The organism is Burkholderia sp. AU6039, assembly GCF_002223365.1.
Taxonomy (GTDB): domain Bacteria; phylum Pseudomonadota; class Gammaproteobacteria; order Burkholderiales; family Burkholderiaceae; genus Burkholderia.
The window spans coordinates 1,935,468-1,950,299 of sequence record NZ_NKFK01000005.1 but is presented as its reverse complement, the minus strand read 5'-3'; the positions used below and the strand labels follow the sequence as shown (position 1 = coordinate 1,950,299).

Annotated in this window: 12 protein-coding genes; 7 read left to right on the top strand and 5 right to left on the bottom strand. The window is 68.8% G+C overall.

The genetic code is table 11. The features are described from left to right. Positions 1-309: 309 nt before the first annotated feature. The 3 genes from CFB39_RS26460 to CFB39_RS26450 all read right to left on the bottom strand — a co-directional run bounded on the left by CFB39_RS26460 (position 310) and on the right by CFB39_RS26450 (position 3,838). Positions 310-2,097 (bottom strand): chloride channel protein, encoded by a 1,788-nt coding sequence (locus CFB39_RS26460; protein ID WP_089475055.1) that lies wholly within the window; start codon positions 2,095-2,097, stop codon positions 310-312. A 20-nt stretch (positions 2,098-2,117) separates the two neighbouring features. Further along, complete coding sequence (locus tag CFB39_RS26455; protein WP_089427282.1) at positions 2,118-2,531, bottom strand: MarR family winged helix-turn-helix transcriptional regulator; 414 nt, start codon at positions 2,529-2,531, stop codon at positions 2,118-2,120. 131 nt (positions 2,532-2,662) lie between these two features. After that, entirely contained in the window at positions 2,663-3,838 is a 1,176-nt protein-coding gene (locus CFB39_RS26450) for an HPP family protein (RefSeq protein ID WP_089475054.1), read from the bottom strand. A 362-nt stretch (positions 3,839-4,200) separates the two neighbouring features. Between CFB39_RS26450 and CFB39_RS26445 the strand changes: the two genes are divergently transcribed. Next, positions 4,201-5,169: a LysR family transcriptional regulator gene (locus tag CFB39_RS26445; protein WP_089427284.1), complete on the top strand. Its 969-nt coding sequence runs from the start codon at positions 4,201-4,203 to the stop codon at positions 5,167-5,169. Between the two features lie 49 nt (positions 5,170-5,218). Here the strand turns inward: CFB39_RS26445 and CFB39_RS26440 are convergent, their stop codons facing one another. Continuing rightward, a complete protein-coding gene (locus CFB39_RS26440; RefSeq protein WP_089475053.1) occupies positions 5,219-6,583 on the bottom strand; it encodes an MFS transporter in 1,365 nt (454 codons plus the stop codon). Between the two features lie 79 nt (positions 6,584-6,662). Beyond that, positions 6,663-7,601 (bottom strand): 2-hydroxyacid dehydrogenase, encoded by a 939-nt coding sequence (locus CFB39_RS26435; RefSeq protein ID WP_089475052.1) that lies wholly within the window; start codon positions 7,599-7,601, stop codon positions 6,663-6,665. 118 nt (positions 7,602-7,719) lie between these two features. On the opposite strand from CFB39_RS26435, the gene CFB39_RS26430 reads away from it, so the two are divergent. The 6 genes from CFB39_RS26430 (at position 7,720) to CFB39_RS26405 (ending at position 14,765) form a co-directional block, all read left to right on the top strand. Next, the gene (locus CFB39_RS26430; RefSeq protein ID WP_089475051.1) at positions 7,720-8,628 is read left to right on the top strand and encodes a LysR substrate-binding domain-containing protein; all 909 of its coding nucleotides are present in this window, start codon (positions 7,720-7,722) and stop codon (positions 8,626-8,628) included. Between the two features lie 285 nt (positions 8,629-8,913). Continuing rightward, positions 8,914-9,942 carry a TRAP transporter substrate-binding protein gene (locus CFB39_RS26425; RefSeq protein WP_089475050.1) on the top strand — a complete coding sequence of 343 codons (1,029 nt, stop codon included), beginning with the start codon at positions 8,914-8,916 and terminating at the stop codon, positions 9,940-9,942. A 3-nt stretch (positions 9,943-9,945) separates the two neighbouring features. Beyond that, a complete protein-coding gene (locus CFB39_RS26420) occupies positions 9,946-11,832 on the top strand; it encodes a TRAP transporter large permease subunit (protein ID WP_089475049.1) in 1,887 nt (628 codons plus the stop codon). 22 nt (positions 11,833-11,854) lie between these two features. Beyond that, positions 11,855-12,925: a LacI family DNA-binding transcriptional regulator gene (locus CFB39_RS26415; protein WP_089475048.1), complete on the top strand. Its 1,071-nt coding sequence runs from the start codon at positions 11,855-11,857 to the stop codon at positions 12,923-12,925. Next, the gene (locus CFB39_RS26410) at positions 12,922-13,944 is read left to right on the top strand and encodes a hydroxyacid dehydrogenase (protein WP_089475047.1); all 1,023 of its coding nucleotides are present in this window, start codon (positions 12,922-12,924) and stop codon (positions 13,942-13,944) included. The genes CFB39_RS26415 and CFB39_RS26410 overlap by 4 nt, the downstream gene beginning before the upstream one ends. Further along, complete coding sequence (locus tag CFB39_RS26405; protein ID WP_089475046.1) at positions 13,941-14,765, top strand: amidohydrolase; 825 nt, start codon at positions 13,941-13,943, stop codon at positions 14,763-14,765. Before CFB39_RS26410 ends, CFB39_RS26405 begins: the two co-directional genes overlap by 4 nt. The last annotated feature ends 67 nt before the right edge of the window (positions 14,766-14,832 follow it).

Here is a 14,832-nt window from a genome sequence, read left to right as displayed (position 1 = left end):
ACGTCATGCGCTGCGTGGTCGGCGCGCTGCCCGGTCGTGTGGTGACGTGACGGTCGCGGCGAATGGCATGTGTCTGCATGCCGTGCCGTGACTCTTTATTGGATCGCGAAGTGGAATGGCTAGATGGATGGCCCCGTCGCATGAGCACCATGATGACAAACTTTCGCCAGTCGAATTGTTAACCAACTTTAAACACGGGAAGCGGCGGAATGCGATGCGGCACGCGAGACGCGTGCTGCATCGCGAGCGCAAGCGGTGAGGCGAGCGGAGCGTACGCGGCGAGGGCGCGGCGCAGTGCGGTGCAGTGGGTCAGCTGGCCTTGCGCGTGCCGATGTCGCGCAGGTTGGCCGGGACGATCGGGCGGAAGCGTTCGCGCTTCTGTTCGTCGTCGAAGTGCTGGAGTGCGGGCTTGATCAGGTCGCTGCGCGACACGATGCCCGTGATATGCATCGATTGCTCGTCGTCGACAACCGGCAGGCGTTCGAGGCCGAGCATCGCGAGTCGCGACGCGACGACGCGGCACGTTTCATGCGCCTGCGCGACAGCAGGCGCGCGGTTGGCGAATGCACCGGAGATCGGCGTGTCGGCCGCGGCCTGGACGCGCTGCGCATCGAGCGTCGCGCGATCGACGAGACCGAGCAGGCGGCCGTTCTGCACGACCGGGTACGCACGATGCGTCTGCTTCGCGCCGAAGTACTGCGACTCGACGGCATCGAGCGTCGCTGCGCCGTCGATCGCGACGAGCCGGTCGGCCGACGTCATCACTTCGCCGATGTCATGCCGCTCGAGCGGATCGACGCCGTATTCGCGATAGATGTGATAGCCGCGACGTGCGATCTTTTCCGTCATGATCGAGCGCTTCATCACGATGGTCGCGAAGCCGTGCGCGACGAGCGTCGCCGCGAGCAGCGGCAGCAGTGCGTTCGCGTCGTGCGTGAGGCCGAACGCGAACACGATCGCGGTCAGCGGGGCACCGAGCGTGGCGCCGAGCGTCGCGGCCATGCACACGAGCGGCCACAGCGCCGGGTCGCCGCCCGGCAGCACCGGCGACAGCACGGTGCCGAGGCCGGCGCCGAGCATCAGCAGCGGGGCGAGCACGCCGCCCGACGTGCCCGAGCCGAGCGCGATCACCCACATCACGGCCTTCACGATCAGCAGCGCGAGCGCGATCTTCAATGCGATGTGCTGATGCAGCAGGTCGCCGATCACGTCATAGCCGACACCGAGCGCGCGCGGCTCGAGCCAGCCGCCGATGCCGATCACGACCGCGCCGAGCGCGGGCCACCACATCCAGTGCACCGGCAGCTTCGCGAAGGTGTCCTCCACACGATACAGCGCCGCCGACAGGCCGCACGCGAGCATGCCCGACAGCAGGCCCGCGACGATGCACGACAGCAGCGCGACGGGCGTCGGTGCGGCGGTGGTCAGCGGAAACAGCGGATCGACGCCGAAGAACACGGCGCGGGCGAAACCGGCCACCGCGCAGGCGAGCGCGACCGGCAGGAAACTGCGCGGGCGCCATTCGAACAGCAGAAGTTCGACCGCGAGCAGCACGGCGGCGACCGGCGTGCCGAACACGGCCGTCATGCCGGCGGCCGCACCGGCGACGAGCAGCGTCTTGCGCTCGGCGGCGGTGACGTGCACGCACTGCGCGATCAGCGAGCCGAGCGCGCCGCCCGTCATGATGATCGGGCCTTCCGCACCGAACGGGCCGCCGCTGCCGATCACGACGCCGGACGACAGCGGCTTGAGGATCGCGACCTTCGGCGACATGCGGCTCTTGCCGAACAGGATCGCCTCGATCGCTTCGGGAATGCCGTGGCCGCGGATCTTTTCCGAACCAAAGCGCGCCATCAACCCCACGATCAACCCGCCGATCACCGGCACGACGATCACCCATGCGCCCAGCGTGCTGTTCGCCGGCGATCGGTCGGCGAACGAGAACTGCTGGTAGAAGAACAGGTTCGTGAACAGGTGGATCAGGCTCAACAGCACGAATGCGGCCAGCGTGCTGAGCAGGCCGATCCCGGCGGCGAGCAACGCGATCCTGGGCAGGCGGTCGTTGGTCGCGAAATCGCGTTTGTGTGGTGCGTTCATCGGAGTGGACAGAGCAGGGGTCAGTAATCGATCTGGGGAACCTGGAACGCGTCCTTGAGCGACCTCAGCTCGGCGCGATGCATGGCCGCGAGACGCGCGAGCAGCGTCTCGCCGGCTGGCTCGAGGTGGACCTCGACCTGGCGGCGATCCGCTTCGCTCGTCTTGCGCTTCACGAGGCCGAGCGCTTCGCAGCGCGTGACCAGCGCGACGACGCCGTGATGCTGCGCCTGCAGGCGTTCCGCGAGTTCGCCGATGGTCGCCCATTCGCGATGCGGATAGCCCTTGATGTGCAGCAGCAGCAGGTATTGCAGCGGCGTCACGCCTTCGCTTTGCGCGGCGCGTTCGGAGAAGCGCTCGAAGCGGCGCATCTGGTAGCGGAACTCGGACAGTTGCTGGAAATCGCTTTTCGCCAGCGCGCGTCGGGTATCGTTCATCGGGGCGGTCGGACAGTCAGTTTCGGTAGCGATTAATATATCACAACATGATATAAATGGCCGAATGGGGGCGAATGGAAGGCATTCCGCGTTGCGCCGGCCGTTACATGGCGTTACATGCGCCGCATGCGCTACGCGGCCTCGAGCATTTGCGTCTGCCGATAAAGGCCCGTGACGAGATCCGTCTGGGTAATGATTCCGACGAGCCGGCGCGATGTATCGACGACCGGAATATGGTGGTGGCCCGAATGCGTAAACAGCGGGACGAGCGCGGTGATCGGCATCGTCGCCGGCACGCACGCGACGTCGCGCGTCATCACGGTGGCGACGCTCGCCGGCTGGCCGCCGAACGATTGCGGCAGCCGCGCCGACAGGCGTTGCCACAGCGGGGTCGGGCGGCGCAGCGGGCGCGTGAGGTCGGCGCGCGTGACGATGCCGGTCAGGCGGCCTTCGCCGTCGACGACCGGCAGCGCCTTCACGCGGTGGCGGTCGAGCAGCGTGAGCGCGGCCGTCACCGACGTCGACGGCGCGACTTCGATCGCGTTCTTCGTCATCAGGTCGGCGCACGACAGCTGGCCGAAGGTGCGCGTATAGGCCTGCATCTCGGTTTCGCGCAGCAGCGCTTCGAGATCGTCCGGATCGACGTCGAGCCATTCGCCGCGGCGCTTCAGCACCGCATCGAGGTCGCCGCGCGTGAAGCCGCCGCGCGCCGGTGCGGCGCCGCCTGCCTGCGGTTTCGCTTCGGGACGCACGCCGCCGTGCGGGTAGCGGTGCCCGGTCAGCGCGTGATAGGCGAGCGCGGCCGACAGCAGGATGGCCGATTGCAGCGCGATCGGCTCCAGCACGAAGCTGAACCCGAGCGAATGGATCGCGGGGCCGCCGACCACGGCCGTGAGCGCGACGGCGCCCGACGGCGGGTGCACGCAGCGCAGCACGAACATGCCGCCGATCGCGCACGCGATCGCGACCGCGGCGGCCGTGACCGGATCGGCGATCCATTGGGCGCACGCGACACCGACCGTCGCCGCGACGAGATTGCCGCCGATGATCGACCACGGTTGCGCAAGCGGGCTCGCCGGCACCGCGAACAGCAGCACGGCCGACGCGCCCATCGGCGCGACGAGCAGCGGCACGAGGCCCGGCACGCCGGGCAGCAGCCGCATCGTCACGCCGACCGTCGCGATGCCGACGAGCGCGCCCGTGCACGAGCGCAGGCGCTCGCGCCAGCCCAGCGACATCGGATGAGGAATGAAGCTGTGCAGCCATTGCCGCAACGCGCGGCGCGACGAAGGGGAGCCTGACGACATGGACGGTAAGCGGTAAAAGTGACGGCGCGGAGGCGCGCAGCGACAAGCGGCGAATTATATCGTGTTGTGATACAAATTGTCGCGCTGCATCAGGCCGTTGCACGTGCGCGACGCGCGTTGCTTGCAAGAACCTTTCATCAGATGGGAGTTTGCGGGCCGCAGATCCGCGCAAATTTGTCTGCAGCGGCGTACAATTCGGGCCACTGAATCCCCCGTCATGCCAGAACCCCGTCCGCGATGCCCGCTCTCCCGCCTTTCTCCCGGCACGGTGATCGATTCGACGTGGTTCGCGGCTGCGTTCCGTTTCCCACCTGACGCGAGCGCTGCCGACGCCTCCCCACTGACTCCCCCAAGCCAATTCAATGGACATGCTCGAAAACATGCGCCTGTTCGTGCGCGTTGTCGAATCCGGCAGTTTTACTGCGGTCGCGAAGGAAATCGACGCGACCACTGCGCAGGTGTCGCGCGCGGTATCGAACCTCGAAGCGCACGTACAGACGCGGCTGCTGCATCGCACGACGCGCCACCTCGGCCTCACCGAAAGCGGCGAACGCTATTTCGAGCGCGCGAAATCGATCCTCGCGGAAATCGACTACGCGAACGCGGAGGCGCGCAACGCATTGCTGCGACCGAGCGGCAAGATGCGCATCCATGCGATGACAGGGCTCGGGCAGAGTCATGTCGTGTCGTCGATCGTGCGCTACCAGGAGGACAACCCCGACGTGTCGGTCGAACTGACGCTCGCGCAGCGGATGCCGAATCTCGTCGAGGAGGGCTATGACGTATCGATCGTGACGGCGTCGCAGCTGCCCGATTCGGGCTATGTCGCGCAAACCTGCGGCACGAGCTGCAGCGTGCTCGTCGCGTCGCGCGAATACCTGGCGCGCCACGGCACGCCGCAGTCGCCCGACGAATTGCCGAACCACGTGTGCCTGCGCCTCGATACGCCGGCGTCGCCGGCCGGCGAATGGCGGCTCGAGCGCAGCGATGGCGAGGAGGCCGTCTACGAACTGCAGCCCGCGCCGTTCCAGGTCAACGTGCCGGACGCGCTGTGCGTCGCGGTGCGCGCCGGGCGCGGGATCGCGTGCGTCGCGCTGTATACGGTGCTCGACGACATCCGCGAAGGGCGGCTGATCCGCGTGCTGCCCGAGTACCGGCTGCAGACGGTGAGCGTGTATGCCGTCTACGCGACGCGCCGCTATCTCGACGCGAAGATCCGCACGTTCCTCGACCACCTGCGCACGACGCTCACGCCCGCGCTGGAGAACGACCTGCGCGAACTCGACCGGCTGACGACCGAACTGACGCCGGGCGGCCGCAAGCGCGCGTGACGATCGGCGCGGGCGTGCGCCGCGCGAACCGCACGGGCCGCGGCGCGGTTCATGCGCGCGGCGCGATGCGAATCCGCTCGAAGCGTCCCGCGAGCCACGCGTAGGCGGCAATGCCGAGCAGCCCGTGCGCGGCGACGAACCACAATGCGCCGGCGAACGAGCCGGTGCTGGCGACGAAATAGCCGATCACGAGCGGCGTGACGATCCCGGCGATGTTGCCGAGGCCATTGAACACGCCGCCGCTCAGCCCGACCATGCCTTCCGGCGCGGTGTCGGCGAGCACGGCCCAGCCGACCGCCGCGAGCCCCTTGCCGAAGAACGCGATCGTCATCAGCGCGATCACGACCGCATTCGACGATGCGCCGTTCGCAAGCACGAGCAGCGTCGCCATCGCCATCCCCACGACGAACGGCGTCTTGCGCGCCTTCGACGGATGCATGCCGCGCCGGATCAGCCAGTCCGACAGCACGCCGCCGAGCACGCCGCCCGTGAAGCCGCAGATCGCCGGCAGCGCGGCGACCCAGCCGGCCTCCATGATCGTCATCCCGCGCCCCTTGATCAGGTAGATCGGGAACCACGTGATGAAGAAGTAGGTGAGCGCCGTGATGCAGTACTGGCCGACGTAGATCGCCCACAGGTTCCGGTGGCGGAACAGTTGCGACACGTCGTGCCACGACACGCGTGGCTGTTGGCGCACGCGGTTCGCTTCGAGATCGACGAGCGCGCCGTGCGCGCGCAGGTAGTCGCGTTCCGCGTCGCTCACGCGCGGGTGGCCATGTGGCTCGCGATACCACGCGAACCACAGCGCGGCGAGCGCGATGCCGAGCAGCCCCATCCACAGGAACACGTGCTCCCAGCCGAGCGCATGCGTGAGCCACGCCATCGCGGGCGTGAACAGCACGACGGCCATGTACTGCGCGGAATTGAACAGGGCCGACGCGGTGCCGCGTTCGGCGGTCGGGAACCAGCACGCGACGATTCTCGAATTGGCCGGGAACGCCGGCGATTCGACGAGGCCGAGCATGAAGCGCATGACGAACAGCGCGAGCGTGGCGGATGCGCCTTGCACCGCGAGCCAGCCGACCGTGCCTTGCAGCATCGTGAAGACCGACCACAGCAGCAGGCTCAGGCCGTACACGCGCCGTGCGCCGAAGCGGTCGAGCAGCCAGCCGCCCGGAATCTGCCCGATCGCATAGGCCCACGCGAACGCGGAAAAGACGATGCCGAGCTGCACGGGCGTCAGCCCGAGGTCGTGCGCGACGCCGGTGCCGGCGATCGACATCGTCGCGCGATCCGCATAGTTGATGACGGTGACCGCGAAAATCAGCGCGAGGACCGCATAACGGACGCGGCCGACCGTGCGCGAGGCGGCGGGTGACGCGGCGAGGGCGGCGCCGCTGGATCGATTGGGCATGCGTGTCTCCTTCTCCTGGCCTCCGTCATGCGGAGGCATCCGGTGTTGTAACGAGGGGCAGCCGTGCTGTGGGCTGCGATCAGCGTGTGACGCTGGTCGGCGGGCGCTGGCCCGCGAAGCACGCGGCGAGGTTGGCCAGCACGATCCGGCCCATCTCTTCGCGGGTTTCGCGGGTCGCGCTCGCCCGGTGCGGTTGCACGACGACACGGTCGAGCTCGAGCAATTCGGCCGGCACGTGCGGCTCGTTCGCGAACACGTCGAGGCCGGCGCCGGCGATCGTGCCGTCGGCGAGTGCGCGAATCAGCGCGGCTTCGTCGACCAGCTTGCCGCGTGCGACATTGATCAGGAATCCTTGGGGGCCGAGCGCGGCGAGCACGTCGGCGGTCACGAGCACGTTGCCGTGATCGGCCGATGCCGCGATCGCGAGCACGTCGCTGTCGCGCGCGAGCGCGGCGAGGTCGGGCACGAAGCGATAGCCGCTGTCGCGATGCTCGCGCGGGCCGAAGTAGCTCACGGGCATCCGGAACGCCTGCGCGCGCTGCGCGATCGCGCGGCCGACGCGGCCGAGCCCGACGATGCCGAGCCGCTTGCCGGTCACCTGCGTCGCGAGCGGCTGGGCCGTCTTGCCCCAGCGGCCGGCGCGCACGATGCGCTCGCCGGCGCCGAGGTCGCGCAGCGTCATCAGGATCAGCCCCATCGCCATGTCGGCGACGTCGTCGGTCAGCACGTCGGGCGTCGTTGTCACGTGGATGCCGCGGGCCCGCGCGCGCTCGAGATCGACGGCGTCGGTGCCGATGCCGCTGATCGCGACGATCTCGAGCGCGGGCAGCCGGTCCATCAGCGCGGCGGCGAGGCCGTTCGCGCCGCCGGTCACGACACCGCGAATGCGTGCGGCCACGCGATCGAGCAGTGCGTCCGGCTGCTCGGCCGCATACAGCCGGTGCACGGCGTAACGGGTGGACAGTTCGGCGTCGATGGTGTCGGGGAGCGGCTGGGTGAGGAGGATGTCGATGGTCATGAAGGTCTCGGTCGTCGTGCGCGGCGCGGGCCGTGCCGTGCATCAGGTGCAACCGAGTATAGAAATCGCATCGATATGCGTCTAACATCAAAAGACTATCGATTGATTCAAGAATTGGATGATTGAACTGCACCAGCTTCGCTGTTTCGTCGCGGTCGCCGAGGAGCTGCATTTCGGTCGCGCGGCGCGGCGGCTCTTCATGACCCAGCCGCCGCTCAGCCGGCAGATCCAGCTGCTCGAGCATGCGCTCGGCATCGCGCTGCTCGAACGCAGCAGCCGGCAGGTCAGCCTGACCGCAGCCGGCGAGCGGTTTTTGCGCGACGCGCGGCACATCCTCGAATTCTCCGCGCGGGCCGAGCAGGCCGCGCAGCGCGTCGCACATGGCGGAGCGGGCCGCATCACGCTCGGCTTCACGGCGGTCAGCGCATACCGGATGATCCCGATGCTGCTGGCGCACGCCGCGCATGCGCTGCCGGACGTCGACATCGAATTGCGCGAGATGGTGTCGACCGTGCAGATCGATGCGCTGGCATCGCGGATGCTCGACGCGGGCTTCGTGCGCCAGCGCGCCGCGCGGCAGCCGCTCGAATACCGGCTCGTGCAGCGCGAGTCGATGCTGGTTGCGGTCGCGGAGGGCGCGGCGCTCGCCGCGTGCGAGCGCATCGGCCCCGACGATCTCGACCGGCAGCCGTTCATCGCGTATTCGCCGAACGAGGGGAAATACTTCCACGACCTGATCTCGGGCCTGTTCGCGAACGCGGGGCGGCTGCCGAACTACCTGCATTACGTCGGGCAGACGCATACGATCCTCGGCCTCGTGCGCGCGGGGCTCGGCGCCGCGCTCGTGCCGGCGTCGGCGCGCGAACTGCATGTGGACGGCGTGGTGTTCCGGCCGCTGGCGGGCGCCGACGTGGCGGCCGAGCTGTATCTCGCATGGCGCGCGGACAACGACAATCCGGCGCTGCCGGTGTTCAACGCGATGGTCGAGCGGTTTTTGACCGAGAGCGCCGACGAAGCGGGCGCCTAGACGAGCGGGGCGACGCGCGCGAGCGTGCTGCCCGTATGCCGGATTAAAAGTCTGTCGTCTGATGATTCGGGATGCCCGCTCCAATCATTTCCGGGGGCGTCCGGAATCAGCGGGAATCTCGTTTATTTGTAAAGAAATCGGCTGGAAATCAACGCCGCAGATCCCCCATTTTCACCTTTGTCACGGGAAAACCCCCATTCTTATCTCATCGGTCGTCGTATTACTGTATCGATACACTAAATCGATACAGTGCGTCGTGAGACGCCCTCGCAAAGGAGACGGCCCATGAATACCTACACCCGGCGGCGCTTTCTGCAGACGGTGTCCGCCGCCACGCTCGCGGCCGCGGGCGGCTTGCCGGCCGCCGTGCGCGCGCAGCCGGTCGTGACGCTGCGTTGCTCGTCGTCGATGCCGGCCGACCAGAACGCCGCGCACTACGTGTGGTACGAGCGTCTTGCCGCGAACCTGAAGGCGAGTGTCGGCGACGCGATCCGGGTCGACTACTTTCCGAACAGCCAGCTCGGCAAGGAAAGCGATGTCGTGCAGCAGGTCAAGATCGGCGCGATCGACATGATGATCGCGGGTTCGTCGATCTGGGCGACGGTGGCGCCGGAGCTCGGCATGCTCGATCTCGGCTATCTGTTCGACAGCTATGCGCATGTCGCGAAAGTGCTCGACGGCCCGGTCGGTGCCAGCCTGAACGCGCTGCTGCAAAAGCGCGCGGGCTGCTCGGTGCTGACCTGGGGCTCGCATTTCGGCGGGCGCTGCGTGTTCACGAAGCAGCCCGTGCTGGCGCTGCAGGGGCTGAAGGGCACGAAGCTGCGCGTGCTGCCGACGCCGGCGTTCATGGACACCTTCAAGGCGATGGGGGCGGTGCCGACACCGATTCCGTTCGGCGAGCTGTACATGGCCGTGCAGACGGGCGTCGTCGACGGGCTCGAGCACGATCCGGCCACGGTGCTCGCGAGCAAGTTCGACGAAGTGGTGAAGTCGTGCTGGCAATCGCAGCACGTGTTTGCCGCGATGACCGTCGTGATGGGGCGGCGTGCGCTCGACCGGATTCCGGCGAACCTGCGTCCCGCGTTCGATCGCGCGGTGGCCGACGCCACCGCGCAGCAGCGCGCGATTGCCGCGCAGAAGGCCGACCAGGCCGAGCAGGCGCTGAAGCAGCACGGCATGCGCTTCCATCCGATGGCGCCGGCCGAGCGCGCGGCGTTGCGGCAGACGATGCACGACCGGCTCTATACGGCGTTCGCCACGCAGTATCCGGCGACCGCGCCGCTGTTTCCGGCGATCGCCGCCGGGCGGGGCTGAACGATGGAGACCTGTTCCGTTTCGGGCGCCGCGGCGGCGCCTGGCGCCGGCCGCCCGGCACGCCGCGTCGCGCGCGTGCTGGACGCGATGCTGCGCGCGATCGAATACGTGTCCGCGGCGGTGCTGGCCGTCGATGTACTCGTCGTGTTCGTGTCGGTCGTGTGCCGTTATTTCCTGCACGACCCGCTCGACTGGACCGAGGAGGTCGCGAGTGCGCTGATGATCGTGCTGGTGTTTTTCGGTGCGGCGACGGTGCTCGGGCGCAGCCAGCACGTCGGCATCGACCTGTTTCGCGGCGCGTTCCCCGCGCGCTGGCAGGGCGCGCTCGTGCAGATCGGCCACTGGATCGTCGCGGCCGTCTCGCTGAACCTGCTGGTGTCGTCGTGCCAGTTGCTGGCCGATTCGTACGACCAGTTGACGCCGGGTGGGCTGCCGGGCTGGATCAACGTGTATCCGATGATGTTCGGCGCGCTGTTCATGACCGTGTTCGCGCTGGCGAACGCGCTCGACGCGCCGCGCCGCCGGGTAGTCGGCACGCTCGCGTGCTGCGTGGGGTTCGCGGCCGCGCTGTACGGATGGAATGTGCTGGCGCCGGCGCATGCGATCGCGCCGGGCCTGCTGCTGGCGGCCGGTTTCGTCGGCGGGCTCGTACTGGGCGTGCCGATCGGCTTCGTGCTCGCGTTCTCGGCGCTGCTGTATTTCCTCGCCGACCCGACGCTGCCGCTGCTCGTCTATTCGCAGCAGGTCATGGCCGGCGCCGATCACTTCGTGCTGCTCGCCGTGCCGTTCTTCGTGCTGGCCGGGCTGCTGATGGAATCGAACGGCATGTCCGCCCGGCTCGTCGAGCTGCTGCTGCGGATTTTCGGGCGCGTGCGCGGCGGGCTCGGCCTGATCGTGATTCTCGCGACGGCCTGCTTTTCCGGCGTGTCGGGCTCCAAGCTCGCCGACATCGCGGCAGTCGGCGGCGTCGTGATGCCGGCGGTGCGCCGTGCGCGCCAGGATCCCGACGAAACGGCCGCGCTGCTTGCGTGCAGCGCGGTGATGGCGGAGACCATCCCGCCCTGCGTGAACATGATCATCATGGGCTTCGTCGCGAACATCTCGATTGCCGGGCTGTTCGTCGCGGGCATCGTGCCGGCCGCGGTGCTGGCCGCGTCGCTCGCGGTGGTCACGGTGATCACCGGGCGCAGGATCGATGTCTCGGCGGTGTTCACGGAACGCCGCGCGTGGCTGCCGCTCGCGGGCGGCGCGCTGGTTGCGCTGGTGATGGTCGCGATGATCGGCAAGGGCGTGACGTCGGGGATCGCGACGTCGACCGAGGTGTCGGCGTTCGCGGTGGTCTATGCGCTCGTGGCCGGCTGGCTCGCGTTTCGCGAGCTGACCTGGCGGTCGGTCGGGCGCGTGTTCGTGCGTGCCGCGTCGATGGCCGGCGGCATCCTGTTCATCGTCGCCGCGGCGTCGAGCGTGTCGTTCGCGCTGTCGATCGAGCAAATTCCGGCGCTGGTCTCGGGCACAATGACCGCGTTCGCCCACCAGTACGGTGCGACGATGTTCCTGCTGCTCGCGGCGCTGGTCATGATCGTGTTCGGCGCGGTGCTCGAGGGGGCGCCGGCGCTGATCATCTTCGGGCCGCTGCTTGCGCCGATCGCGCTGCAGCTGGGCATCAACCCGCTGCATTTCGGCACGGTCGTGGTGGTGGCGATGGGGCTCGGCCTGTTCGCGCCGCCGGTCGGACTCGGTCTGTTCACGACCTGCGCGATCACGGGCACCGAAGTCCGGCACGTTGCGCGGCCGATGGTGAAATATCTGCTGGTGCTGGTCGCCGCCCTCGTGGCGCTGATTCTCGTGCCGGCGTTTTCGTTGTGGCTGCCGGCCCATTTCGGCCTGTAGCCGCCTTTTACAGCAAGACGACATGAGTACGATTCAGGACGTGGCCCGTCATGCGGCCGTTTCGGTCAGCACGGTTTCGAACGTGCTCAACGGCCGCACCGACCAGATGAAGCAGGAAACGCTCGAACGCGTGAAGGCCGCGATGGAAGTGCTGCAGTACCGGCCCAGCACGCTCGCGCGCCAGCTCAAGACGGGGCAGACGCCGCTCGTCGGGCTGCTGGTGCCGTCGATGGCGAACCCGATGTACGGCTACATCGCGCGCGAGGTCGAGGCCTGCGCGCAGGAACGGTACGGCCATCGCGTGCTGATCGGTAATACGTATCGTGATGCGAAGAAGGAAGCATCGTTCTTCGACGACCTGTTCGCGCATGGCGTGCGGCGCGTGATCGTGATCTCGTCGCTGGCCGACGAAAGCCACCTCGAGCGCGCGGCCGAGCGCGGGATGACGGTGGTGAGCTATGACCGGCGCGCGACGCCCGGCGAACGGTCGAAGGTCGAACACGTCACGGCCGACAACGAGGCCGCCGCGCGGCTCGCGACGCGTTGCCTGGTCGATGCGGGACACCGGCGGCTCGCGTTCGCGACGGTCGCCGGCATGACGGTGAGCCGCAGCGACAAGATCCGGGGCTTTCTCGAGACGGCGCGCGAGGCGGGCGTCGACGCACATGCGCGGGTGCTCGACGGCGGTCCGGCGAACGAGTACGGCGACGCCGTGATCGTCGACGTGGGGCGCGCGCTGGGCGTCGCGCTTGCGGCCGATCCGGCGCGGCCGACCGGCATCGTCGCGGTCAACGACCTGTTCGCGCTCGGCCTGATGGCCGGGTTGCGCGATGGCGGCCTGCGCGTGCCGGACGACGTGTCGGTCGTCGGGATGGACGGTCATTTCCTGTCGGCGATTTCCAATCCGGCGCTGACCACGGTGCAACTGCCGGTCACCGAGATGGCCGAGGACATGGTGCGGCGTGTGATGCGGCCGGACGGCGACAGGCCGCTGGCGCCCGAGCCGCACGTATTCTCCGGCGTGACGCTCATCGAGCGAGCCTCGGTCGCGCCGCCGCCGCCAGCGGACCACTCGCACGGAGGGGCCGCATGACGCGCGTCTTCGTCACGCATCCGTCGGGGATGCTCGACCGTTATTTCGGCGCGAAGGCCATGCGCGCGCTGCAGGCGATCGCGGACGTCACGTGCAATCCGCTCGATCGCGAGCTGGGCACGGACGAACTGATCGCGGCCGCGCAGGGTTGCGATGCGATGATCGCGTACCGGCAGACGCCCGCGCCGCGTGCGCTGTTCGCCGGGCTGCCCGCACTGGCGGCGTTCCTGCGGTGCGCGGTCGATATCCGCACCGTCGATGTCGACGCGGCGAGCGCGTTCGGCGTGCTTGTCACGCAGGCGAGCCCCGGCTTCGCGCCGGCGGTCGCTGAGTGGGTGATCGGCGCGATGATCGATCTCGCGCGCGGTATCGGCCGTTATGCGTCGGCCTACCACCAAGGGATGCCGCCCGTGCCGCAGATGGGACGCGAATTGCGCGGCAGCACGCTCGGCCTGATCGGTTACGGGCAGATCGCGCGCCACCTCGCGCCGGTCGCGACGGCGCTCGGGATGCGCGTGCTCGTCAGCGATCCGTACGTGCGCGTCGACGCGCCGAGGCTCGAACAGGTCGAATTCGCGGCGCTGTTGCAGGCGGCCGATTTCGTCGTGTGCCTCGCGCCGGCGACGCCGGCCACCGCGAACCTGATCGATGCGGGCGCGTTCGCGGCCATGAAGCCGGGCGCGTATTTCATCAATGCGTCGCGCGGCGAACTGGTCGACGAGCAGGCGCTGTCCGAGGCGCTCGACACCGGCCGGCTCGCGGGCTGTGCACTCGACGTCGGGCGCGCGCCAGACCAGATGCCGACGCCCGCGCTCGCGGCCCATCCACGCGTGATCGCGACGCCGCACGTCGGCGGCCTGACGCTGCCCGCGGTCGAGCACCAGGCGCTCGAGACGGTCGATCAGCTCGCCGCGCTGCTCGCCGGAGGCGTGCCGCGCGGTGCCGTCAACGCGGCGCACGCCTCGCGGCTGGCGCGCTGGCGCACGGCAGGGGCCGATACCGGGGCGGGCGCGCGATGAGACCCGACACACCCACCGGGCGGCCGGCCGACGCGTGCGATTGCCACATCCACATCTATGACGACGCGTATCCGCTCGCGCCGACGGCGACGTTCCGTCCGCCGCACGCGCCGGTGGATGCGTATCGCCGGGTGCAGCAGACGCTCGGCCTGGCCCGCGTAGTGATCGTGCAGCCGACCGGCTATGGTGTCGACAACCGTTGCCTGCTCGACGCGCTGGCTGCATTCGGCCACCAGGCGCGCGGCGTCGCGACGTTGCCGGTCGACGTGCCGGATGCCGAGCTGGCGCGGTTGCACGCGGCGGGCGTGCGCGGCGTCCGGTTCATGACGTTGGCGGGCGGCCTCGCGCGGTGGGACGAGCTGGAGCGGGTGGCCGCGCGGATCGCGCCGCTTGGCTGGCACGTCGACGTGCAGCTCGACGGCCGGACGCTGCCCGAGGTCCTGCCGTTGCTGTCCTCGCTACCGGCGCGTGTCGTGATCGATCACACGGGCAAGTTCCTGACACCGGTCGCGCCGGACGCGCCTGCGTTTCTCGCACTGCGGCGCCTGCTCGACCGCGGCCACGCCTGGGTGAAGCTGTCCGCGCCGTACGAGACGTCGCGCTCGGGCGCGCCCGGTTACGACGATGTCGCGCGTCTCGCCGCCGTGCTGGCGCGCGACCACTCGGCGCGTTGCGTATGGGGCAGCAACTGGCCGCACCCGAACGCGTCGCCGGTCCCCGACGACCTGCGCCTGCTCGGCTGGCTGGACGACTGCACGGCGGACGACGCGGTCAGCCGCGCGATTCTGATCGACAACCCGACCGTACTTTACGGATTCTGAGTCGGCTGCCAGGACAAAACCGAGCGTCACAATCTTTCAATCCGGAAGCTTGCACAAGCGATGCCAA

Bases quoted from the DNA above. Each gene is read 5' to 3' on its own strand.
- CFB39_RS26450 (WP_089475054.1), bottom strand. From the start codon at position 3,838: ATGTCGTCAGGCTCCCCTTCGTCGCGCCGCGCGTTGCGGCAATGGCTG.
- CFB39_RS26455 (WP_089427282.1), bottom strand. From the start codon at position 2,531: ATGAACGATACCCGACGCGCGCTGGCGAAAAGCGATTTCCAGCAACTG.
- CFB39_RS26425 (WP_089475050.1), top strand. From the start codon at position 8,914: ATGAATACCTACACCCGGCGGCGCTTTCTGCAGACGGTGTCCGCCGCC.
- CFB39_RS26460 (WP_089475055.1), bottom strand. From the start codon at position 2,097: ATGAACGCACCACACAAACGCGATTTCGCGACCAACGACCGCCTGCCC.
- CFB39_RS26415 (WP_089475048.1), top strand. From the start codon at position 11,855: ATGAGTACGATTCAGGACGTGGCCCGTCATGCGGCCGTTTCGGTCAGC.
- CFB39_RS26440 (WP_089475053.1), bottom strand. From the start codon at position 6,583: ATGCCCAATCGATCCAGCGGCGCCGCCCTCGCCGCGTCACCCGCCGCC.
- CFB39_RS26420 (WP_089475049.1), top strand. From the start codon at position 9,946: ATGGAGACCTGTTCCGTTTCGGGCGCCGCGGCGGCGCCTGGCGCCGGC.
- CFB39_RS26445 (WP_089427284.1), top strand. From the start codon at position 4,201: ATGGACATGCTCGAAAACATGCGCCTGTTCGTGCGCGTTGTCGAATCC.
- CFB39_RS26430 (WP_089475051.1), top strand. From the start codon at position 7,720: ATGATTGAACTGCACCAGCTTCGCTGTTTCGTCGCGGTCGCCGAGGAG.
- CFB39_RS26405 (WP_089475046.1), top strand. From the start codon at position 13,941: ATGAGACCCGACACACCCACCGGGCGGCCGGCCGACGCGTGCGATTGC.
- CFB39_RS26435 (WP_089475052.1), bottom strand. From the start codon at position 7,601: ATGACCATCGACATCCTCCTCACCCAGCCGCTCCCCGACACCATCGAC.
- CFB39_RS26410 (WP_089475047.1), top strand. From the start codon at position 12,922: ATGACGCGCGTCTTCGTCACGCATCCGTCGGGGATGCTCGACCGTTAT.